This is a genomic window from Paenibacillus ginsengarvi, assembly GCF_003626695.1.
GTDB lineage: Bacteria > Bacillota > Bacilli > Paenibacillales > NBRC-103111 > Paenibacillus_AB > Paenibacillus_AB ginsengarvi.
Genome location: NZ_RBAH01000012.1, coordinates 186,277 through 207,201, shown reverse-complemented (window position 1 = coordinate 207,201; position 20,925 = coordinate 186,277). Strand labels below are relative to the sequence as shown.

Below are 20,925 nucleotides of genomic sequence, written 5' to 3'. Positions count from 1 at the left end.
AACTATGTTGGTATTCGAACATTGCCCTTACCTGGATTTGGATCGCAGCCCGATTACAATCGAGATTTGTTACGATCATTCCCGCGGCTTCAAGCAGCTGTTTCATTTTCACCCGGGGATTGAGATCATTTATGTGCATGCCGGAGTCGGAAGCCTGGTCGTCGAACAGACTATTCATGAGGTGAAGCCGGGAACGCTCATTTTCATGAAGCCGTTTCAGCCCCACTATTTGAAGCTGCAAATCAGTCCGACGCAGCCGTATGTCCGCACCTTGATCAAGTATGATGTCGCCTACTTCGCCGAATATTTGAAAGCGTTTCCTTCGATTGCCCAGTTTCACGATTATATATGCGGAGATCCTGCAGGCTTGCAGGTGCAGTATATGTCCGAGCGGGAGCCCCTCGAGCGGTTTTTGGCGGAGCACAAGGAGAGGCTGCAGCGAAGTCCGATGTGCAGCCCGATGGAGGGCAACGCGCTGTTTCTCATCGCCCTGCTGCATTTTTTGTATCCGCTTTGGCAGAAGGGGGAGCCTGACCGCCAGCCGAAGCGGGCCGAAGTTCCGGTAGTCGTTCGGATGATGGATTGGATTAACGAAAATTACGACAAGGAGTTTCAGCTCGAGTCGCTGGCCCAGGCGGTTCATCTGTCCCCGAATCATGCATCCGGCCTGTTCCGCAAAGCGACCGGCAAAACGATCACCGAATTTATTATCGATCGCAGGCTGAAGCAGGCTTGTATATTGCTGAAGACGACGACCCGCTCCGTGCAGGAAATCGGCGAAAAGTCCGGGTGGCCGAACTTCAACTATTTTTGCAACATTTTCAAAAAGCGCATGGGCGTTACGCCCAAACAGTACCGCAACATTTGAAAAAAAGAAAAAAGCCCACGCGTCCGTTTGCGGAGCGTGGGCTTTGTGTATATGCTTTCGGTGTCCCGCTAGGCCATCTTCACTTGCGGGGACGATTAGATGCTGTACGTGCCGATATCGAGATGATCCATAATCTGCTCGCGAAGCTTGATGAACTCCGTGCTATTCCGGTTGCGGGGGCGCGGCATGTCCGCGTGCACCCGGCTGATTATGCGCCCGGGGCGCGGGCTCATCACATAAATCGTATCGGCGAGGTAAACCGCTTCGTCGATATCGTGGGTGATCAGCAGCACGGTCTTGCCCGTGCCGCGCCACAGCTTGATCAGCTCGTTCTGCATCGTCAGGCGCGTGATCGCGTCCAGTGCGCCGTACGGCTCGTCCAGCAGCAGCACTTCGGGATTCATAATCAGCGCCCGGGCGATCGAGGCCCGCTGCTTCATCCCCCCGGACAGCTGCGACGGATAATAATGCTGGAAGCCGCTGAGGCCTACCTTTTCCAGCACCTCGTCGATTCTTTCGCGGCGCTCGCGGGCCGGAACTTTGGCCAGCTCCAGACCGAAGCCGACATTATCCTCAACGGTACGCCACGGGTAGAGGGCATGTTCCTGGAAAATGAGGACGCGCTCCGGCGAAGGCTTTCCGGTCGGTTTGCCGTTTGCCAGCACTTTGCCCTCTGTCGGCTTATCAAGGCCTGCAATCATACGCAGCACGGTGCTTTTACCGCAGCCGGATGGGCCGACGATGGCTGCGAACTCGCCCTTCCCGATCGTAAAATCGACGTCGGACAGCACCTCGAGCGCGCCGAATCGCTTCGTTACCCGTTCGATACGGATTTCCTGCATTAACGGTCGCCTCCCATCACATACCGGTACCTCAGCAATCTGCGCTTAAGCTGCTCCAGCACGACGTAGTCGAGAAAAACGGCGATCGTGCCGATCATCACGATGCTGAGCAGGACGCCTTCCATGTCGGCAACTTCGCCGCGCCATCTGGAATAGTAGCCGAGGCCGGATAACGCGCCTCCGACCATTTCCGCGGCGATGAGCGACCGCCAGGCGTTGCCGAAGGCAACCTGGGCGCCGGTAATGAACGCCGGGAACGATTCGGGCGCGAATACTTTCGTAAGCTGCTGGAGCTTTGAAGCGCCGAATACGCGGGCCAGCTCCAGATGCGTCTTGCTTACGCCTTCCGTCGAGTTAAGCATCGACAGCGCCATCGGGAAGAAGCTGGCAATCGTAATGACGGTAATAATCGTTGCGTTTCCGAAGCCGAGCAGGATCACGAAGAAGGGTACCCACGTAATCGGCGGAATCGCTTGAAGAATCGAGATCAGGCTGCGCAAATAAATGGCGAAGCTGCGCGAAATACCGGCTAGCAAACCGAGCACGGCCCCGAGCGCGCAGGCGATCGGATAACCGAAGGCAAGCCGGATCAAGCTTTGCTTGACGCCGTCCATGAAGTCGGCATCCGAAAAGCTTTTGAACAGCCGCTCGAATACGGCTGCCACTCCCGGGAGAAGGAACGGTTTATGCAAATACCACGAGTAGACTTGCCATACCAGCAGCAGGCTGCCTACGGCGGCGAGAAACGGCAGCGTTTTGCGCAGGCCGTCGCCGTGCCGCTTCGCGGAGCGGTTCGGTTTATCGGTTGTCGAATTCACCGGGCTCTTCCCCTTACTTCAGCTTATTTTTTGGCCTGCTGCTGCTTCTGCCAGCTCAGGTCCAGAATGTCTTCCACTTTGACCGGCTTGTCGAGAGCCTTCTGGTCGATCATAATATCGGCGATTTCCTGCATCCGTTTTACCTGCTCCGGGGTAATTTCCCAGTTGAACGTTTGCGAGGCGATCGAGTCTTTAATGACGCTGGTCGCTTTCACTTCGCCGCTTTGCGTTTTGAACGAATCGCCTTGGATGAAGCGGGCTGTAATGTACTCGGCCGATTTTTGCGGATCTTTTTGCAGCAGGTCGATCGCTTCTTTCTGCGCGTCGAGCATCCGGTTCACCGCATCGCGGTCTTTTTTCAGCACATCGTCGGTCGTGATGACGACCATGCACGGGAACGGCCATACTTTGCCGATTTCATAGATTTGCGACACCGGAGAAGTAAGCTGGGCCATTCTCGAATACGGCTCGAAAACGAAGGCTGCATCAACTGCGCCGCCGGCGAGCGACTGGATCGCCTGAGCCGGTTCCGCGTATACCATCTGCAAATCTTTATTCGTTAGCTTCGCCTGAGCGAGCGTTACGCCGTTCAGGACGATGTCGGCCGTGCTGCCCTGCTTCTGGGAAGCGAGCTTTTTGCCTTTCAGATCTTCGACCGACTTGATGCCGCTGTCGTTACGAACGAGAATGCTGTGGAAGCCAAGCTGCGCGCCGCCGACTACTTTCAGCCCCGCGCCTTTGGATGCCCACGTTACGGCATTCGTAAAGCCGAGCACGCCGGCGTCTACTTGTCCGCCGACCATCGCTTTGATCAGGTCGGTGCCGCTTTCGAACGCTTGCATTTTGACGGTCAAGCCGTGTTTTTCGTACATTTTGGCGTCGTAGGCGAGCATGGCCTGCGCGTCGTCCATAACGTTCAAGTAACCGACCGTGAGCGGCTTCGCTTCTTTCTTCGTTTCGGCAACCTGACTCGGAGCAGCCCCGCCGGCTCCTTGCTTCGCGCTTCCGCCGCACGCAGCGGTTACCATCATCATCGCAGCTACGGCCGTTATCGCCAAAATCCGCACGGATTTCGCCTTTTTCGTCACTCCTGGAAACATGGTCCGTTCATCCCCTTAATCTCAATAATTCCTACTGATTTAATAGGTTTTATTATAAAAACATCGGACCGCTACGTCAAGAATATTTTTGGGAAAAAAGGGAGAAGGGCCGTTCGGACGCTGGCCGGGGCGACATTGTGTTTTGCTAAATTTTACAGCTATAATGAAGGAGCAGAAAATTCCACGACGAAAAGGAGATGTTGTTTCATGCTTAGCGGAGCATTGCTGGACAAGCTGAACGATCAAATGAATTACGAGTTTTATTCGTCCCAGGTTTACTTGGCGATGGCTGCCTATTGTTCGGCGGAAAGCTTCGACGGGTTTGCCAACTTTTTCATCGTGCAGGCTGAGGAAGAGAAGTTCCATGCCATGAAAATATTCCATTTCATCAATACACTCGGCAAACGCGCCGTTGTTAGCGGGATGAAAGATCCGTCCAACGAATACGGCTCGCTTCTGGACGCCTTCGAGCAGGCGTACGAGCATGAGCAAACGGTAACGAAGCGGATTTACGACTTGTCCGATATGGCCTGGAACGAGCGGGAGCATGCGACAATCAATTTCCTGAAATGGTTTATCGACGAGCAGGTGGAAGAAGAATCGACCTTCGACAGCATCATCCAGAAGCTGCGCCGGATCGACAATGACAGCAACGCATTCTACATGCTGGACGCAGAGCTGGCGAAGCGCGCGTTTACGCCGGAGGCGTAACCGCTTTTGAGCTTGCGGCTGCTTATGCAGGACGGCCTGAGGCGGATGTTCGAGGCAAAAAAACGATGAAAAAATGGCGCATCGGTGGAAGTCACCGGCTGCGCCATTTTTGCGTCCGTTATTAGTTTTCGATCGATTTCAAGTAATGGTAAGGGTCTACGGCTTTCCACGGGCTTGTCTGGTAAATGCCGAAATGAAGATGGGGGTCGAATTGACCTTCCGTTCCTTCTGGACCGTACCCTGTATTGCCGACATACCCGATCAGCTGACCCTGCTTGATCGTGCTTCCCAGCGCAATTCCGTCCGCATAGCCGGACAGATGGGCATAGTAAAAGGCGGTCGAATCGTCGACCTGCACGGTCAGACGCCATCCTCCGAGCTCGTTCCAGCCGTACCGGATTACTTTGCCGGCTTTGGCCGCGTATACGGGGGTTCCTTTGGCCGCCAAAATATCGACGCCTTCATGCGAGCGAATTTCTTCGCCGCTCTGCGACCATGTCCGTGCCTCGGCATAATTGTCCGTGAACGGCTGATAAGTATTCGCCTTTAACGGAAATTGCCCGTTGGCGTTTGAGGTGACGGCGGAAGACGCGGATAAGTTCTTGGCGGGAATCCGCAGGAGGTCGCCTGTATTCAAAATATCGGGATTTGCAATTTGCGGATTCGCATCGATTAGGGAACGGGTCGTGACGCCGAATTTCAGGGCGACCTTCCAGAATGTATCGTTCGGCTTAACCGTATACGCTTTCACCGTGTCAGGCAAGCGTATCGTTTGTCCCGGGTAGATCATGTCGCCTGCCGAAGGGTTGAGGCTTTGCAGTTCGCTGAAGCTGACCCCGCTGGCTGCGGCGATTTTCCACAACGTGTCGCCATTCTTGACCGTATAGGATTCTGCGTGCGCGGACGTACCGAGAAACGCTAATCCCAGCAGAGCGCCGGACAACAGACTTATTGCTTTTTTCAATGTAGGGCTCACTCCTTTGGAAGATGGATACTTTTCCATCTTAAAGGATTGCAGCCTTGTTTTTATACTAGTAAGTATTGGCAGCCGCCGGTCGGGCGGTGCTTTAAGGAGGGGAAACGGTGGGCTCCAGCACGGTTAGCGTGCTGTTGTCGGCATTCAAATTCACTCTCGCGCCGATCGGTACCGCCGCTTTGTACAGTCCGTGAGCGGTGGCGAGACCCGTCAGTAGAGGTTTGCCGAGCGGAACAAGCACGCTGCGGATCAATTCGCGGTACGTCTCTCCGTAGGCGGACGGACAATTCGTGCATTCTCCCATGACGATGCCAAGGCAGTCGTCGAACTTGCCGGCCAGCTTCATCCGGTTCAGCATCCGGTACACTTTATTGATCGGCTCGTGCGTCTCTTCCAGCACCAGAATCCGTCCTTTGGTAGGAATATCGTAAGGGGTGCCGATAACGTCCGTGAACGAGGTCAGATTGCCGCCGACGAGAGCGCCGGTTACATTGCCGGGGACGAGGCTGACCAGGGGCATGCCGGGCGGGTTCTGCACGATCCGGGGCGAGGTCAGCGTCGATGTCGCCGTAAAAAACTGATCGTAATTGTAAGCGGGGGTGGCGTTGTTGAAATTAAGCAGCATCAGGCTTTGCAGCGTGATGAGGCCGGCGAATTGGTACAAGGCGTTCAGCAGTACGGTAATGTCGCTGTAGCCGGATACGATTTTCGGGTTGCGGCGGATGACGCCGAAATCAAGGTAAGGCAAAATGCCGGCAACGCCGACCCCGCCGCGAGTCGGTAAAATAAGCCGGACGTTAGTATTGCGGAACATGCTCATCAGGTCGCCCGCCCGCTGCCGGTCATCTCCGGCGAGGAAGCCGGTCGATGCATATACGTAACGGCCCAGCACGACCTTGAAGCCCATATTGGTCAGCGATTCCACGCCGGTATCGATCGTCTGTTTATCGAGCGGGCTGCCTAACGTCACGATCCCGACCGTGTCGCCCTGCAGCAATATAGGCGGCCTTGTTGCCATGAGAGATCCCCCAATCCGGTTCGTTTCATTGTACTATTTGTATGAGGAGCCGGACGTCTTTAGAAGAAAGAGCGGTATGGATCAGCGGAAATGGAACATTTGATTAGTGTACGGTGTCTATTTGGAGAGAGACAGTTTCGCTTGGCTCGCGTAAGGCCGGCAGAAACGGCGTACCGGTATTTAGGCGAATAAGCGGAGTGTGGGGAAGGGGGCGAGCGACGCTTTTGAGCGATCATTATATGCGCCATCTCGCAGCGTCCGGCGATCCGGAAGCGCTGCTGAACGATCTGATGCGCACGTTCGGGGACGATGTGTGGAGGTACGCTTGTTATTTGACCGGCCGCCGGGATGCGGCCGACGACATTGCCCAGGACGTGTTCTGGAAGGCGTATCGCCATCTGGCTTCGTTTCGCGGGGAATGCTCGGTGAAAACATGGCTGCTGCGCATTACGCGCCGGACCGCATTTAATTATATGCGCTCGGCCTTTGTGCGCAAAGTGACACTGTTCGGCCTGTTTGCACCGAAAACGGACACAGCCGCTCGTTCCGCCGAGCATATTGTCATGGACCGTGAAGCAGAGCGGGACGTTTGGGCGGCCGTGTTGGCGATGCCTGCCAAATATCGTGAGGTGATTGTGCTGGACGCCCACTACGAGCTGTCTTACCGGGAAATGGCCGAGGTGCTCGGCATTTCCGAAGGAACGGTGAAATCCCGGCTGCACCGGGCACGGGCGAAAGTCGAGAAAAGCCTAAAGGAGGTAGAGGGCGAATGACGGAAGGGAAGCGAAGCAGCGGGGCAGACAATCGGTACGCCAAAGGACGGCGGGCGGTCCGGTCCGGGGAGACGAAACCTTTTTGGTACGGACAATTGCGGGACTCGCCTTATCCGGAAGGCGCATTCGGTGAAAACTCGCGGCGGCGCGTGATCGAAAGGCTATACGGAGAAAAGGGGCGCGGACGGAACAGAGCCGTTTATGCGGCGGGAGCGCTGTCTGCTGCGGGCCTTCTGCTGGCGGCAGCGGTGGCGTGGCTTCCGGCGGAGCCGTCCTCGCCGGGCAAGGGCATCTGGCCGGCCGATAAAGAAATTGGGAATGAAAGGATTACACGTAACCTTTATGCTGAAAATAACGTCAAATTAGTAGAGGCTTTTCCCGGAGGCGATTACGCCGCGGGAGCGTCCGCCGGCTGCTGGTGGAATTTGTATACGCCAATCGAACGGCTGAAGGACAGCCTAATTCGAATCGAGGGGGTGCATCGCGAAACCGGAACTAAGCTGGAGGAGCTAGCGGAAACGAAAGTGTCGGAGGTCGGGCAAGCTTATCGGACCACTACCGGGCCCGGTTCGGCGGATACGGAAATCACTCGGATTGCCACCCGTTTTGCGCTGCCGCTCCCGGGGGAGTGGGATTTCATCGTTTATTTGGACGGGGAGCGGTATGCCGATGTCGTATTCGATGTAGCCGACGGTCCGTGGGAGGTTAGTCCGACATTCAGAAGCGGCGCCTACGAGATGAGGGGTATTGCCCAGCGGCTCGGCTTTATTGACGTGATCGGTTTTACGGCAGGGAAGGCGAATAAGTATATGTGGCATTTTTGGGGCAATCCGGAGGAGCTGGGCGGCCGGCTCGAGATCAAGGCGGTCCGGCAAGGTACGCAGCAGCTCACGGATGTGTTCGACGTCGAGCGGCTCGGCTCCGCCTTGAACGGGGCGGATGCGGCGTTCCCTTCGATGATGATGCTGCCGAAGCGGGGGAAATGGCGGCTGATGGCGTTTATCGGCGGCCGACTGTATGGCAGTATCGTTGTGGAGGCGAAGTAGCGGCTATGCGTCAGCTCTTTCCTTTTATTCGTCAACTGTAATGAAGTATAATGGTTCCCATAACAAAACGAGCATAAGCTTCACTTTTGGGGGACCTAATGGAATCGTTGACGGAAGTATTGAAAAGAACCGTAGAAACGGGCATATGGACGCAGGCGGTGCTCAGCCAGCTTCGTAAAGGCAGCGGCGCAACAGCCGACAAAGTCAAAATCAAGCCGGTTAATCTGAAAACCGGGCTTCATTACCAATTCGCCCACTACACCGGAACGAAAGTGCTGCATGAAAACGTGGAGCCTAGACAGGCAGCCGCCCGGACGGAGGAGCTGCTGCTGACGCACTACAAGCAGGCGCTGCTGCAAACGAGCGAAGCGGACTATCATGTGTTGCTGAACAAGAAGGGCGAAGTGACCGTCCTGAAGAAGAAAGCAACGAAAACGAACGTGGACCTCGCTCACAATCGCAAGAAGCGGTACTTGCTCGAGGAAGGGGAGCCCGTGCCGTTTTTGGTCGAGCTCGGCGTTATGAACGCGCAAGGCAAGGTGCTGGCGGCCAAATACGATAAGTTTAAGCAGATTAATCGTTTCCTTGAGATGATCGACGATGTCGTCCCGCATTTACCGCAAAACCGGACCATTCGCATCGTCGATTTCGGCTGCGGCAAGTCGTATTTAACGTTCGCGTTGTACCATTACTTGAACGAGATTCGCGGACTTGACTTGCAAGTGGTCGGCCTCGATCTCAAGGAAGACGTTATCCGCCATTGCAACGATCTGGCCGAAAGGCTCCGCTATGAACGGCTGCGCTTTCTCGTAGGCGACATCAACCGGTACGACGAGACGGACGAGGTCGACATGGTCGTGACGCTGCACGCCTGCGATACGGCAACGGATGCGGCGCTGGAGAAGGCCGTGCGCTGGGGCGCGTCGGTCATCCTGTCCGTCCCGTGCTGCCAGCATGAGCTGTTCGGGCAAATTCGCAACGAGGCGCTGGCGCCTTTGCTGAAGCATGGCATTTTAAAGGAGCGGTTCGCTTCGCTCGTGACGGATGCGGCCAGGGCGCAGCTGCTGGAGCAACTCGGCTACAAGACGCAAGTATTGGAATTTATCGATATGGAGCATACGCCGAAAAATTTGCTTATTCGGGCCGTCAAGGAACAGGGAGGCGCCGAAAAGGCAAAAGCGCAAAGCGGGGACGGAAGGGCGGACGCCGAGGCAGCGGCCTATGAGCGGTTCGCGGAGATACTCGGGATATCGCCGTTCCTGCAGCGGGCGCTGGCGGACAAGCTCGATCGGTTGCGCTAGTTAAACCATAAAGCTCCATGAGGAGCTAACGGCCACAATAAGCCGATTCGGATGGAAGTATTATCGCGTACAGATAAAAAAACGCGGGGGGAACAAGAAGTGGAGATGAAATCAACAAACGGCACGGAAAACCGAAAGAAGGCGAAAATAGCGGCTCGTCTTGTCCAGCCGCTGCTGATCGCGGCATGTTTGTTTCTATGGCTCGTATTTACGCCGATGGGGCAGCTTGTACATGTAGTTGTCTGGTGGAAAACCGTATCGGTGCAGGAAGCCAATTGGTATTGCGGTATTTTTTCGGTTGCGGCGGGGCTGCTCGGGCTGGTGCTTAGCCGGCGTTCCCCAAAGGCGAACGGATAGCGCACATCCATGCGCGTTCCTTACAGTGAACCCGGGCCCATACGGTCCGGGTTGTTTGCCGGTGGGAACTTAGCCGCCGTCTTAACGTAGTATAATACAACCCATACCGGAGAGGAGCTGTCGCATGTTTGATATCGGACCGTTCGGCTATGGCGGCGGCATATTTTCAGCCGTTCCTATTATTTTCTTGCTCGTGTTCGCGATCGTCATTTTCGGCCTGATCCGGAACGTCAAACGGTACTATAACAATGCGAGCGCTCCGCGCGAGTCCGTCTTCGCCCGGGTCGTGGCCAAGCGGATGGAGGTTCGCAATCATACGACCCATCATCACAATGCGAATGGCGTCATGCAGCCAGTTCATTCGTCAAGGACGTACTACTACATTACGCTGGAGTTTGATGGCGGCGAGCGCAAAGAGTACCTCGACACGAAAAACTTGTTCGGTCTCGTTGTCGAAGGCGATCAAGGATACGCCGCCGTTCAAGGCGAGTGGATCGTAGCCTTCGAGCGCGCCATATAGCCGGAGCGGCCGCCCGACCCATCACTTTCCAAGTACAAAGAGACTTCTTCCGGATAAGCCGGGAAGAAGTCTCTTTGCGCTTTACCGCCGTATTTATTTGCTTTCGGCGGGCATGAGCCTCGTCGTGACGCCGATCCGATTCCAGGCGTTGATCGTAACGATCTGCATGACGATTTCCGCCGTTTGCCGCTCGTCATAGAAGCGGCGTACATCCTCATACACGTCATCGGGAACGTGCGTATCCGCTACAAGCGTAACCGCTTCGGTCAAGGCGAGCACAGCCCGTTCTTCCGCGGTGAAGAACGGGGTCTCCCTCCAGGCGTTCAGCGCGTAAATGCGCTGTTCCGTCTCTCCCAGCTTGCGGGCTTCCTTCGTATGCATGTCAATGCAGAAGGCGCACGAATTGATTTGCGAGGCGCGTATTTTAATAAGTTCGCGCAAGGATTTCGGGATGCTTGAGCCCTCTACGAATTTCTCGAGCCCGAGCATCGCTTCGTAACCGCCTGGGGCTGCCTTATTCATCAAAAAACGGGTTTCCATCGTCGTTTCCTCCTGTCCCGTCCGGGATTGAAATGGTGTTTCACCCATAAGACAACGTACAGGACTATTTTGTGACAACGGACGCGGAAATTTTCCGTTATTCGTTGCCGTGCAATTTATCCGGGTTATTGACTGCGTAAATGCCGACGATTTGTCCCGTATGAGAATCCACCGCGAACGTCCAAACGGCGTCTGGCAGCCCGTCGCGACGCAGCAGCATGCCCGTTTCGCCGTTGACGGAGGCGGCAAGAACACCGAGATCGAACACGCCTTTGGAGGCGATCCCGCCGAGAAAAGCGCCGACCCGCCCGATGCCGGCAAGCGGCCGCAAGGCGGAAGGAACTTTGCCCCCGCCGTCCGTCACGAGGACGACTTGTTCGGAGAGCAGGCTTACGGCGTCCGTTATGCTGCCGCGGCGCAGCGCATCGATAAACCGCAGGGCGGCGGTTTGCTGCTTGTCGTCATAGTCGGCAGGTTTTCCGGAGCCGTCCGCGTCCGTCTTGTTTAATTTGCTGCGTGCACGGCTAAGTATTTTACGGCAATGGTCCGGCGACTTGCCGATCATTCGCGCGATTTCCTCATATTCGAAGGCGTAGGCCTCTCTCAGTACGTAAACGGCCCTTTCTACCGGAGACAGCCGCTCCAGCAAAACGAGGTAGGCGTACTTGATCTCTTCCGCAAGCTCCAGACGCCGTGACGGCTCTGTGCCGCCGGCGTCATAAAGCGGTTCGGGAAGCCAGGGCCCCGGATACACCTCTTTTCGATGTCTGGCCGATTGGAGCACGTTCAAGCACCGGTTCGTTACGGCCCGGCACAGAAACGCCTTCATATCGCGTATCTCCTCCGGCTCGGGTCCATGAAGCGTGACGAATACGTCCTGCACGACGTCCTCCGCTTCCGCTACCGAACCGAGCATTCGATACGCGATGGAGAACATCAGCCGTTTGTACGTTTCGTAAGCCGATTCAAGCTCCATGCCTGCGTCCTCCCGTTTCCGTGTAAATCTCGCTGTACCGTATTGTATCCGATTATTTGCGATCGAACAAACGTTTCACCTTTGCGGCATCCTCGTCGGTGATCGGTTTGCCGCTGTAGCGGGCTTCCTCGTACAGCGAAAGCACGGCTGTCTCCTCCTGCCCCAGAGGGGCTCGGCGGTTCAGCTCCCGGCCGGTTTCGCGCGGCGTTCGCGCCTCGCTATGCTTGTAGCCGGCGGCGATTCTCCCGAGCAGTACGAGCAGATAGGCGCGGCGAACCCGTTCGCGATTGTCCGCGAGCTCGTCCCAGCCCGGCTCCTTGCGGAACAGGCCGGCGATTCGCTCCTTCCACTGTTTGGTGCGCTGCCGCGTCCATTCCCGGCCATCCAGCAGCGACTCCTTTTCGTCGACATAACCCGCGCCGCTCCGGTCGTCCAGTCTTTCCCCGTACCAGCCGAGTAACTGAGCGATCCACCGCCTGATGTGCTTGCTCAGGAAAACCAGCAGCCATATGAGCAGGGCGAGCGTCAACAGGATGCCTATTGCGTACAGCACCTGCTCCATAATCAGCGCGAAGGTCGACGGTTCTCCGCCCTGGTCTAACAAATCGTCTTCCAACTGCCGCTTCGGCGGCGGGTTCGATTGCCCGTCTCCTAGCAAATTCAGAAACTTCAAGAACAGATTAATTGCGCCGTAGAACAGAAATTCGCCCGCCTGCTTGAACGCGGAGGCGATCGTGCGAAAGGCGGCGATAAAGACGATAATGGCAAACAGCGTCAGAACGAGAGAGCGGTTGCGCCATTTCGTTTCCCGGCTTACTTGCGTTCGCTCGCCGCCGTTCATGCCCGTCTGCTCCGACCTTAGCGTCAGGGCGTTCGTCCGATACAGCGTCAGCGCGAGCGTGACGATGCCGAAGCCTGTAACCCATGGGGCATACTGCCAGGTTTGCGCCATCCGTGGATAGAGGAAGGACGCAAAAAAGTAGAGCAGCAGTCCGATCCAGAGCAGTCCGGCCGGAAACGAGTTGTCCCAGCCCGAGAGCCGGTTATGGCGGCCGCGAAACCAGGCGAGCAGAGCGGGAAGGAAGATGTTCACATTAAAAGCGTGCTGGGATAGGAGCCACGTAAGGGCTCCGGGTAAGGCGACGGCGGCAAGCAAGCCGACCCACCGCCAAACGGACGGAAACACATAATGAAACGCATAGCCGAGCAGGTAAAAAACGGACAAGCCGGCCAGACTGGCGGCCAAATTCGGATAAATATGCGGGAAAAGGACGTATAGCGCGACGAATACCGGGAAATACACGAATATTTCGACCGCGCCTTGGAGCCATGCGAGTGTGAAACGTTTGACGTGAATCATGGCAGCCCTACGCTCCTTTCGTTTCCGCGGATCCGTTATCGCCGTCGCGGCCTATGGCGAAGCTTTCCGGCGAAGCGAAGCCGTCTCCTTCGCCATAGGACGGAAGCGGCGCGTCCGTGAGCGAGACGATTTGAACTGCATTGCCGCTATGGCGCAGAAGGTCAAACTGCCGCTCCATTTTCTCGCTCACATACGACGTAATGACGATAAAGTCGGTGCTTTTCGTCCCTTCGAGCAGATCGTATTCCAAAAAATCGGAGAAGTCTTCGCTACGCTCGATTTGCAGCATTGCCATCGATTCGTACAGATCAAGCAGATGGGCGTCTCCGCCGGAAGGGGGGATGCGCACCGACCGCTTCTCCGGGTCGTCGATCAAAACGCCGTTGCAGGCAAAACCGGTATCGATCCCCTGAGAGAGGCACGAGCTTGCGATGGCCGCGGCATAGGCGATGCCTTTCTCGATCCGCTCGGGAATCGTCACCGCGCCCCACATCGTTTCCGTAATCTCGAAGTTGAGCATAATCATGATCCGGTGATCGGCCGTAAAATCCCGCCGGTGCACCTGAAGCGATCCGGCTCTCGCGGTGGCGCTCCAATTGATCATGTTCATTGTGTCCCCGTACTGGTACTGCCGTACGCCTGCGATGCGGAACGGATCGTCCAGGATCCAGCGCCGTACCGTCACATCTCCTTGCCAGCTGTGGGAAGGCAGCGGGATATCACTGAGCGGGATGCGCTCCGGGTATACGAGCAGCCTCGTCTGCCGGTCGAATTGCAAAAACCGGAAAGTAGTGTAGAGGCCGAGCGGGTCGCCGCACGTCATCGTCGCCGATTTCAGGTCGTAGCAGCCCCGCTTCAGACAGAGCACCCGGTGCCTGCGCGTAATTTGCGTATACGGCATCAGGCTGAACAAGCTGCGATGGTTTTGCAGCAGTTCGCCCTTGGAGATATCCAGATTCGACTGGCTGTGAAAATGGAGACCCGACTGCATGAGCGACTCGAGTCTCAGCCATGGCAGCGGCAGCAGCTTGCGGTTGGATATGACCTCGACTAGCTGAACCTCCTCGCCCTGGAAGCAGGCGGACACGTCAAATTCGCGTCGGTAGTTGACACCGCGCAGCCCTTGCCACTGATACAGCTTGCCCTGCAAGTATAGGATCAGCGCCGTTACGATTAGCAGCCAATGTACGCTCATGGCGGCTTAACCGTTCTGCGCGACCGTTTCCGTCGGAACCGGCTGCTCCCGCAGCAAATAATCGATGACCGCTTCCGAGGCGTTGTCCTTCAACCGGGTCGCGTGCTTCAGCAGCAGCCGATGGGCAAGCACCGGCTTCGCCATCGCTTTGATATCGTCGGGCAGGACGTAATCCCGTCCTTGCAGGATGGCGTACACCTGCACCGCCTTCAGCAGCGCCTGGCTGCCACGCGGGCTTACCCCGAGAGCGACGTCCGGATGGCTGCGGGTTTTCTCGACAAGCTGGACGATATAACCGAGCAGATCGTCGTGAACGTCCACCTGGGAATAAGCCATCTGAGCCGCGATAAGCTCGTTTTCCGCCGCAACGCTTTCCAGTTCGTCCAGCGGACTAGCCTGCTTGAACCTTTTCAATATATCGACGCCTTGCTCCCGCGACGGATAGCCCATCCTCACCTTGAGCAGAAACCGGTCGAGCTGCGCTTCGGGCAAAGGAAACGTTCCTTGATTTTCGACCGGGTTTTGCGTGGCGATGACCATGAACGGCCGATTCAGCGCGCGGGTTTCGCCGTCGATGCTTACCTGCCGTTCCTCCATACATTCCAACAAGCTCGACTGCGTGCGGGGCGTCGCGCGGTTAATTTCGTCGGCGAGCAAAATGTTCGTGAAGACGGGGCCCGGCCGGAACTGGAAGGCGCCCTCCTTCTGATTGTAATAATTAATGCCGCTAAGATCGGAGGGAAGCAGATCCGGCGTGAACTGGATGCGCTTGCACTGGACGCAAAGCGATCTGGCCATTGCCTTTGCGAGCAGCGTTTTGCCGGTGCCCGGGACGTCCTCCAGCAGCACATGCCCGGATGCGATCAAGGCGACGAGCAGGTGATCGATCACTTCTTCTTTGCCGACGATCACTTTGCCGATATTTTGCTTCACTTGTTCGGCCAGCCGGCGGATATCGGATAATAACATGCGGACACGCTCCTTGTACGGGGAGTGAAAAAACGAGATCAGCTATGTTCTTAGCATACCACACCGGTTAGGAGTCCGGTGAAAATACGAAAGATACATCCTGCCCCGGATCATACTTTTTCACCCGGTACCAGTATGAATAAAGAGGCTGGTATCCAATTTTGTCGTAAAGTCGTACGGCGGCCGAATTACTCTCTACCACTTGCAAATACGAGTGCGTAGCTCCGTTTTGTTTGCCCCAGTGCAGTATATTCAGTACGAGCTGTTCCCCATAGCCCTTTCTTCGGCAGTTCTCGCCGGTTACGATGTCATAGAGGCCTATGTAGCCATGCTGAATGACACCTAACCCATAAGCTACCGGGATGCCGCCATCATGCAGCGTAAAGTAGGCGTGCCGTAAAGTCTGGCTTCTCATAATCCGCCTGCAAGTCTCGATCTGTCCGGGGCTCAGCCGGTTACACGCGGCCATCCCGGCAAGCCAGTCGTCGCTCCATTCCTCCGAAAGCGTCGCGGTGAGCCGGGGGAGCGCCGCCCGCTCCAGATCGATCCCCCTGACACCGGACTTGTCCGCATAGGCGTAGCCGCGCTCTTCCAGAATCGTATCGAGATTGCCGGGACTCGTATAAGGGGTTAATTTGAAAACCGAATCGAGTCCCCGCTCGTTATAATACGTCTCACAAGTCCGAACGAGCGCTTCCGTATCTCTGCCGGCGTAGTCGTATAGGGGGCTGACGGAATTGGAGCGTTTCGTAAAGCCGCTTGCATAGCGGACAAGCCAGCCTTGAAGCAGCAGCGTTTGTTCCGCAGGCCAGCTGTTTAATGTTAGTTCTTCAATCGATTTGTACATAGGAATCTCCTTTATATGCAAATATGAATAAATATACAATACATAGATTTAATATTCAATTGTTGCCGCTGCCGTTTTATATGTACAATGGAAAAAGATAGGAAAGGAGGCGAGGCAGTGGATCAAACCAAAGCAATCCTAATAGCGGTCGGCAAAATTATACTGGCGTTTCTATTCGCCTTTATACTGACACTGGTGGCGATGATACCGGTCGTGATCGTGATTGCCATCATGTCGGGAGGGGGCGCCGGGACTGACTTTACGCTGGATATGCTGCTCAGCGATCCGACGTTTACGTACGGCTCCATGATTGCGCAAGCTGCCGGGTTTTTGGCCGCGGTTCCGATTATGTATGGGCTGTTCGAGCGCAGGAAAGGCTGGACGATCGGCTGGCGGATGAACCGGGCGGCTTTTGCCGATTTGGCGCGGGGGATGGGGATTGGGGTCGTCTTGATGGCGGCTATCTTCGTGCTTATGCTTGCAGCCGGCGTGATCCGAATTGATTCGATCCGTACGGACGCCGCCGTCTGGGCCGACATGGCCGCTTATTTGCTGCTTTTCGCCCTGGTGGCGCTGAATGAAGAACTGTTCAGTCGCGGCTATGTGCAGGGCCTGATCGGTTACCGCTTCGGGACGGGCGCGGCCATCATCTGCTCCTCGCTTTTTTTCTCGCTGCTGCACGCCTTCAATCCGGGAGCGCTGGAGCAGCCGGTTCCGCTGCTCAACATTTTTATCGCCGGGGTGCTGCTTGCCGTTTGCCGGGAAGTGTCCGGAACGCTGTGGCTTCCGATCGGCTTGCACTTTACATGGAACTATGTGCAGGGCAATGTGTTCGGCTTTGAAGTATCCGGCACGAAGGTTGTATCTCCGCTGCAAATTACAGCGGAGGGCTCGCCATTGTGGTCGGGAGGCTCGTTCGGCGCCGAAGGCAGCCTGATCGCAACCGCCGTTATGCTAGCGGCCATCTGGTACATATGGAGCAAACGGAAGAGACGCCTGCAGGAACAGGAGCCTTGCAGTCCGCAGGGCGAATAACGGAACGCTTGCGGGTACATGCTAGAACATGCGCTGTTCAGGCTAGTCCGGCGCCGGTGAAAGTTTTCGTCCGGGGAGGTGTCATCCGTAATGTGGTTAAGTATTGCGCTCGGGCTGTTCATATTCCAAATCGCGACCATACTGATTTTGGATTTTCGCAATCCGGCGAAGGCGGTTGCCTGGCTGTCCATCCTGTTTATTTTTCCGATTATTGGCTTCATCGTGTATTACTTTCTGGCCAAGGAATATACGCATCGCAAAAAAATGAAGCGGAAGGACCGGCGGGTCGTTGACGAAATTCGGCGCGCCTTGCGGATGAAAGCGAAAAAGGCCGATCCCGGCGATGCGATACGCCGCTGTGATATTTACCGCGAGCACCGCCTGCTCGGCCTTCTTAGCAACATCCCCGGCTCGATTATTTCACCGGGCAACTGCGTCGATATATACAATAACGCGGAAGACACGTATGCCGCGATGTTTAAAGCGATGGAGCAGGCCCGTTCGTTTATCCATATTCAATTTTATATCGTCCGCCACGACCGCATAGGCGAGAAATTCAAACGGATGATGATACGCAAGGCGGCGGAAGGGGTGTCCGTCCGGCTGTTGTTCGACGGCGTCGGCAGCTACAAGCTGAGCGGAACGTACATAAGCGAGCTGGAGCGGGCCGGGGTCGAGGTGCACGGCTTCCTGACGCCCCGGATCGCCTTTTTCGACAAACGGATCAACTACCGCAACCATCGCAAAATCGTCGTCGTCGACGGCAAAATCGGCTTCCTCGGAGGCATCAACATCGGGGACGAATATTTGGGCGCCGACCCGAAGCTCGGTTATTGGCGGGATACTCATGTGCGGATCGAAGGCGACTGCGTCTACTATATGCAGCATACGTTTGCGACCGACTGGGCGTTCGCCAGCGGTAAGTCGCTGGCCGACCCGAAATATTTTCCTGAGCATACCTGCAGCGGCAACGATACGGTACAGCTTATTGCAAGCGGGCCGGATGCGCCGTGGGATACGGTGTTGGAAGTGTTTTTCGGGGCGATGGCCGTGGCGCGCAACCGGATTTATATTACAACTCCGTATTTCATTCCCGACCCAAGCATAGCGATGGCGCTCAAGACGGCGGCCGTAAGCGGCGTTGACGTGCGAATTATACTTCCAGGCGTACCGGATGCGAGAATCGTACACTGGGCGTCCTTGTCTTACGTACAGGAGCTGATGCAGGCCGGGGTGCGTTTTTACCAGTACCAGAAAGGATTCGTCCACGCCAAAACGCTTATTATCGACCGTATGCTCGCCACCGTAGGAACGGCGAATATGGACATGCGCAGCTTTTTCAGCAATTTCGAGGTAATGGCTGTTTTATACGACAAAAGTACGATTATACGACTGGAGCATGACTTTAAGGCCGATCTGCAGAACAGCAAGGAAATCCGGCAAAATGAGTTCGAGAATCGCTCCAGATGGCAGCGTATGAAAGAATCGGTAGGACGCATGCTTGCTCCGTTATTTTGAGAAAAGGAAGAAGCGTCCGAAGGCAAGGAAATGGGAAATAGCGCAAATATTGTCGCATTCCCTCTGAGCGCGGAAGGAAACGCCTCCAAAATGTCGAATCATGACAGGTAGGCAGCAGGCCACGATCAGGGGGTATTGTGATGATTGCACTAAATACAGCAAGGAAAAAGCAAATTGACTACATCGGGCTTACCGATACCGATTTGAAGCTGTTGGAATCGAAAAAGCCGCAATTCGAACAAATTGTAAACCGGCTTGTGGACGAGCTGTACAAGCGGATCATGGAACAGCCCGAGCTGATGGATATTATTCAGAAGCACAGCACGCTCGAGAGGCTGAAGCAAACGCAGGTTTGGTACTTTTTGTCGATTGCTTCGGGTGTGGTGGACGAGGAGTATATCTCGAGACGGATTATTATCGGTGAAATTCATTCCCGGGTCGGCCTGACAACGGACTGGTACTTGGGCACCTATATGCTCTATTTGAATTTGGCTACGACTTACTTCCAGGAAGTGATGCCGGGCGAATGGCATCAGGTCGTCTTCGCGCTGAGCAAAATGTTCAACCTAGACTCCCAGCTTGTCTTGGAAGCGTATGAACGCGACGAGAAGCGGAAGGTAGAGCGTCTGGTCGATAAGCAGCGGGACGTGCTCACAGTCGTCACTTCAGCGGTTCAGGAGCTTGCGGCGATGATGGTGGAGCTCGGGGAGAGCAGCCAGGCTGTCGCCGAGACGGCGCATCGGACGGCCGAGTCCCAAGACAACGCGAATGAGCTCGTGAAGGAGCTTACGTCCGAGATCGGGCACATTCAGAACATGGGCGAGCTGATGAAGGAAATATCGGATCAGACCCATCTGCTCGGCCTTAATGCGGCGATTGAGGCGGCGCGTGCGGGTGAGAACGGGCGGGGCTTCGAAGTAGTCGCGAACGAGGTGCGCAAGCTGGCATCCCGCTCGAAGGAAGCGCTCGTACAGATCGAGAGCAAGCTGAAGGCAATCGGCAAAATGCTGGAGCGCGTCCAGAAGGAGTCGGAGCAGACGTCGGCCCACGCGAGAACGCAGGCCAGCAGTTCGCAGGAGCTCAGCTCGTTCGTCGGCATGATCGAGCGGGTCACTTCGGATCTGGAGAATTTGAAGAAAACGGCGGATTGACGAAAGCCGCTCAAATATCCGTAAAACGCGAAAAAGGCTGTTCCCTGCTTAAACCGAATCCGGTTGAAGGAAGCAAGGGGGCAGCCTTTTTTGTCATTCAAAGACCTACTTACTGTCCGATAAAAGAAAGCACGCGGTCGAGCGATTGCAGAGGCGACTTCGCGATCAGATCGCCTTTCGTACGCAGCCGCTCTTCGATATTGAGCAGATGGAAGTCGCGCGGATCGGCGCCGGCCTCGACCTCGCTCCATTCGAGCGGCGCCGACACGGAGGCGGCTTCGCGCGCCCGCGGCGTGTACGGGCTGGATAGCGTTTTGCCGTACCAGTGCTGCAAATAATCGACGTAAATACGATCGCCGCGATTTTTTTTGAGCCGTTCGATCGTAAACAGCTTCGGGTGCTGCTCGGTCAAATAGCGGCCGAGAAAGTGGCCGATCGTGCGGAGCTGCTCGAACGTATACGGTTTTGCGATGGGCACGTACAGCTGCACGCCCGTAGCGCCCGACGTTTTGGGCACGGCGTGGATGCCCATTTTGTCGAGCGCTTCGCCGATCAGATGCACCGCCTGCATGATGCGCGGCTCGTAATCGAGCGAAGGATCGATATCGATCAGCCATTCGGCGGGCAGTTCGGAGCCGATCCGGTGAAAGGACGCATGGAATTCCAGACAGGCCAAATTACCGAGCCACAGCAGCGTCGGCAGCGAATCGAGATGGACGTACTGAATGCCGTCCAGCGGAGCGAGCCGAACGAAATCGGGAATCGGCTCCGGGCAGTTTTTTTGATAAAAGGACTTGCCGTGAATGCCGTTCGGGAAACGGATCGTCGTCAAATGCCGGTCCCGGCAGTAGCGCAGCAAATAAGGGGCGAGGGCGATCAGCTTCTCCAGATAAAGCAGCTTCGTAATTCCTTTTTCGGGCCACAGCAGCTTCTCCGGATTAGTGATCGTAATGTCGTGGCCTTCTACTGTGATCGTGCCTTTGGTCGCCGTGGCCAAGTCCGTC

General features: G+C 56.0%; 22 protein-coding genes. 10 read left to right on the top strand and 12 right to left on the bottom strand.

Annotated features, from left to right (window positions below; translation table 11 throughout):
* The first annotated feature begins 4 nt into the window (after positions 1–4).
* A complete protein-coding gene (locus D7M11_RS17990) occupies positions 5–868 on the top strand; it encodes an AraC family transcriptional regulator (RefSeq protein ID WP_158606688.1) in 864 nt (287 codons plus the stop codon).
* A gap of 95 nt (positions 869–963) precedes the next feature.
* On the opposite strand, the gene D7M11_RS17985 is transcribed toward D7M11_RS17990, so the two are convergent.
* Genes D7M11_RS17985 through D7M11_RS17975 form a run of 3 tightly spaced genes read right to left on the bottom strand, consistent with a single transcriptional unit; the run spans position 964 to position 3,628 of the window.
* Positions 964–1,710 (bottom strand): ABC transporter ATP-binding protein, encoded by a 747-nt coding sequence (locus tag D7M11_RS17985; protein ID WP_120748616.1) that lies wholly within the window; start codon positions 1,708–1,710, stop codon positions 964–966.
* On the bottom strand, positions 1,710–2,528 hold the full coding sequence (locus D7M11_RS17980) for an ABC transporter permease (RefSeq protein ID WP_120748615.1): 819 nt from the start codon (positions 2,526–2,528) through the stop codon (positions 1,710–1,712). The genes D7M11_RS17985 and D7M11_RS17980 overlap by 1 nt, the downstream gene beginning before the upstream one ends.
* Positions 2,529–2,551: 23 nt before the next feature.
* Positions 2,552–3,628: an ABC transporter substrate-binding protein gene (locus D7M11_RS17975; protein WP_240041173.1), complete on the bottom strand. Its 1,077-nt coding sequence runs from the start codon at positions 3,626–3,628 to the stop codon at positions 2,552–2,554.
* 207 nt (positions 3,629–3,835) lie between these two features.
* Here D7M11_RS17975 and D7M11_RS17970 point away from each other — a divergent pair, with 207 nt between their 5' ends.
* The gene (locus D7M11_RS17970; RefSeq protein ID WP_120748614.1) at positions 3,836–4,339 is read left to right on the top strand and encodes a ferritin; all 504 of its coding nucleotides are present in this window, start codon (positions 3,836–3,838) and stop codon (positions 4,337–4,339) included.
* A gap of 121 nt (positions 4,340–4,460) precedes the next feature.
* Here the strand turns inward: D7M11_RS17970 and D7M11_RS17965 are convergent, their stop codons facing one another.
* Both D7M11_RS17965 and D7M11_RS17960 read right to left on the bottom strand, forming a co-directional pair.
* On the bottom strand, positions 4,461–5,303 hold the full coding sequence (locus D7M11_RS17965; protein WP_158606687.1) for a M23 family metallopeptidase: 843 nt from the start codon (positions 5,301–5,303) through the stop codon (positions 4,461–4,463).
* Positions 5,304–5,406: 103 nt separating this feature from the next.
* Positions 5,407–6,333 (bottom strand): S66 peptidase family protein, encoded by a 927-nt coding sequence (locus D7M11_RS17960; protein ID WP_120748612.1) that lies wholly within the window; start codon positions 6,331–6,333, stop codon positions 5,407–5,409.
* Positions 6,334–6,557: 224 nt separating this feature from the next.
* Here D7M11_RS17960 and D7M11_RS17955 point away from each other — a divergent pair, with 224 nt between their 5' ends.
* From D7M11_RS17955 to D7M11_RS17935, 5 genes are all read left to right on the top strand, one after another.
* On the top strand, positions 6,558–7,106 hold the full coding sequence (locus D7M11_RS17955; protein ID WP_338042500.1) for an RNA polymerase sigma factor: 549 nt from the start codon (positions 6,558–6,560) through the stop codon (positions 7,104–7,106).
* Positions 7,103–8,152 carry a DUF4871 domain-containing protein gene (locus tag D7M11_RS17950; protein WP_120748611.1) on the top strand — a complete coding sequence of 350 codons (1,050 nt, stop codon included), beginning with the start codon at positions 7,103–7,105 and terminating at the stop codon, positions 8,150–8,152. Before D7M11_RS17955 ends, D7M11_RS17950 begins: the two co-directional genes overlap by 4 nt.
* Positions 8,153–8,250: 98 nt before the next feature.
* Complete coding sequence (locus D7M11_RS17945; RefSeq protein ID WP_120748610.1) at positions 8,251–9,453, top strand: class I SAM-dependent methyltransferase; 1,203 nt, start codon at positions 8,251–8,253, stop codon at positions 9,451–9,453.
* Positions 9,454–9,552: 99 nt separating this feature from the next.
* Positions 9,553–9,810 carry a hypothetical protein gene (locus D7M11_RS17940; RefSeq protein WP_147433454.1) on the top strand — a complete coding sequence of 86 codons (258 nt, stop codon included), beginning with the start codon at positions 9,553–9,555 and terminating at the stop codon, positions 9,808–9,810.
* Positions 9,811–9,934: 124 nt separating this feature from the next.
* On the top strand, positions 9,935–10,330 hold the full coding sequence (locus D7M11_RS17935; protein ID WP_120748608.1) for a DUF2500 domain-containing protein: 396 nt from the start codon (positions 9,935–9,937) through the stop codon (positions 10,328–10,330).
* 93 nt (positions 10,331–10,423) lie between these two features.
* Here D7M11_RS17935 and D7M11_RS17930 read toward each other — a convergent pair whose 3' ends face one another.
* The 6 genes from D7M11_RS17930 to D7M11_RS17905 form a co-directional block, all read right to left on the bottom strand.
* A complete protein-coding gene (locus D7M11_RS17930; RefSeq protein ID WP_120748607.1) occupies positions 10,424–10,870 on the bottom strand; it encodes a carboxymuconolactone decarboxylase family protein in 447 nt (148 codons plus the stop codon).
* 97 nt (positions 10,871–10,967) lie between these two features.
* A complete protein-coding gene (gene sigJ / locus D7M11_RS17925) occupies positions 10,968–11,846 on the bottom strand; it encodes an RNA polymerase sigma factor SigJ (RefSeq protein WP_120748606.1) in 879 nt (292 codons plus the stop codon).
* A gap of 52 nt (positions 11,847–11,898) precedes the next feature.
* A complete protein-coding gene (locus D7M11_RS17920; RefSeq protein WP_120748605.1) occupies positions 11,899–13,206 on the bottom strand; it encodes a DUF4129 domain-containing protein in 1,308 nt (435 codons plus the stop codon).
* Positions 13,207–13,213: 7 nt separating this feature from the next.
* A complete protein-coding gene (locus D7M11_RS17915; protein WP_120748604.1) occupies positions 13,214–14,401 on the bottom strand; it encodes a DUF58 domain-containing protein in 1,188 nt (395 codons plus the stop codon).
* A 6-nt stretch (positions 14,402–14,407) separates the two neighbouring features.
* Entirely contained in the window at positions 14,408–15,370 is a 963-nt protein-coding gene (locus tag D7M11_RS17910) for an AAA family ATPase (protein WP_120748603.1), read from the bottom strand.
* Between the two features lie 67 nt (positions 15,371–15,437).
* Positions 15,438–16,217 (bottom strand): GNAT family N-acetyltransferase, encoded by a 780-nt coding sequence (locus tag D7M11_RS17905; protein ID WP_120748602.1) that lies wholly within the window; start codon positions 16,215–16,217, stop codon positions 15,438–15,440.
* A gap of 117 nt (positions 16,218–16,334) precedes the next feature.
* Here D7M11_RS17905 and D7M11_RS17900 point away from each other — a divergent pair, with 117 nt between their 5' ends.
* From D7M11_RS17900 to D7M11_RS17890, 3 genes are all read left to right on the top strand, one after another.
* Positions 16,335–17,252 carry a CPBP family intramembrane glutamic endopeptidase gene (locus D7M11_RS17900; protein ID WP_158606686.1) on the top strand — a complete coding sequence of 306 codons (918 nt, stop codon included), beginning with the start codon at positions 16,335–16,337 and terminating at the stop codon, positions 17,250–17,252.
* A gap of 90 nt (positions 17,253–17,342) precedes the next feature.
* Entirely contained in the window at positions 17,343–18,770 is a 1,428-nt protein-coding gene (cls, locus tag D7M11_RS17895; protein ID WP_120748600.1) for a cardiolipin synthase, read from the top strand.
* Positions 18,771–18,910: 140 nt separating this feature from the next.
* Complete coding sequence (locus D7M11_RS17890; RefSeq protein ID WP_120748599.1) at positions 18,911–19,921, top strand: globin-coupled sensor protein; 1,011 nt, start codon at positions 18,911–18,913, stop codon at positions 19,919–19,921.
* A gap of 109 nt (positions 19,922–20,030) precedes the next feature.
* Here the strand turns inward: D7M11_RS17890 and ligD are convergent, their stop codons facing one another.
* Complete coding sequence (gene ligD / locus D7M11_RS17885) at positions 20,031–20,918, bottom strand: non-homologous end-joining DNA ligase (protein ID WP_120748598.1); 888 nt, start codon at positions 20,916–20,918, stop codon at positions 20,031–20,033.
* Between the last annotated feature and the right edge of the window lie 7 nt (positions 20,919–20,925).

What these genes read in the sequence shown, in the direction of transcription:
- D7M11_RS17990 (WP_158606688.1), top strand. Translation starts at nt 5, where the DNA reads ATGTTGGTATTCGAACATTGCCCTTACCTGGATTTGGATCGCAGCCCG.
- D7M11_RS17985 (WP_120748616.1), bottom strand. Translation starts at nt 1,710, where the DNA reads ATGCAGGAAATCCGTATCGAACGGGTAACGAAGCGATTCGGCGCGCTC.
- D7M11_RS17975 (WP_240041173.1), bottom strand. Translation starts at nt 3,628, where the DNA reads ATGTTTCCAGGAGTGACGAAAAAGGCGAAATCCGTGCGGATTTTGGCG.
- D7M11_RS17970 (WP_120748614.1), top strand. Translation starts at nt 3,836, where the DNA reads ATGCTTAGCGGAGCATTGCTGGACAAGCTGAACGATCAAATGAATTAC.
- D7M11_RS17960 (WP_120748612.1), bottom strand. Translation starts at nt 6,333, where the DNA reads ATGGCAACAAGGCCGCCTATATTGCTGCAGGGCGACACGGTCGGGATC.
- D7M11_RS17950 (WP_120748611.1), top strand. Translation starts at nt 7,103, where the DNA reads ATGACGGAAGGGAAGCGAAGCAGCGGGGCAGACAATCGGTACGCCAAA.
- D7M11_RS17945 (WP_120748610.1), top strand. Translation starts at nt 8,251, where the DNA reads ATGGAATCGTTGACGGAAGTATTGAAAAGAACCGTAGAAACGGGCATA.
- D7M11_RS17935 (WP_120748608.1), top strand. Translation starts at nt 9,935, where the DNA reads ATGTTTGATATCGGACCGTTCGGCTATGGCGGCGGCATATTTTCAGCC.
- D7M11_RS17930 (WP_120748607.1), bottom strand. Translation starts at nt 10,870, where the DNA reads ATGGAAACCCGTTTTTTGATGAATAAGGCAGCCCCAGGCGGTTACGAA.
- sigJ (WP_120748606.1), bottom strand. Translation starts at nt 11,846, where the DNA reads ATGGAGCTTGAATCGGCTTACGAAACGTACAAACGGCTGATGTTCTCC.
- D7M11_RS17920 (WP_120748605.1), bottom strand. Translation starts at nt 13,206, where the DNA reads ATGATTCACGTCAAACGTTTCACACTCGCATGGCTCCAAGGCGCGGTC.
- D7M11_RS17915 (WP_120748604.1), bottom strand. Translation starts at nt 14,401, where the DNA reads ATGAGCGTACATTGGCTGCTAATCGTAACGGCGCTGATCCTATACTTG.
- D7M11_RS17910 (WP_120748603.1), bottom strand. Translation starts at nt 15,370, where the DNA reads ATGTTATTATCCGATATCCGCCGGCTGGCCGAACAAGTGAAGCAAAAT.
- D7M11_RS17905 (WP_120748602.1), bottom strand. Translation starts at nt 16,217, where the DNA reads ATGTACAAATCGATTGAAGAACTAACATTAAACAGCTGGCCTGCGGAA.
- cls (WP_120748600.1), top strand. Translation starts at nt 17,343, where the DNA reads ATGTGGTTAAGTATTGCGCTCGGGCTGTTCATATTCCAAATCGCGACC.
- D7M11_RS17890 (WP_120748599.1), top strand. Translation starts at nt 18,911, where the DNA reads ATGATTGCACTAAATACAGCAAGGAAAAAGCAAATTGACTACATCGGG.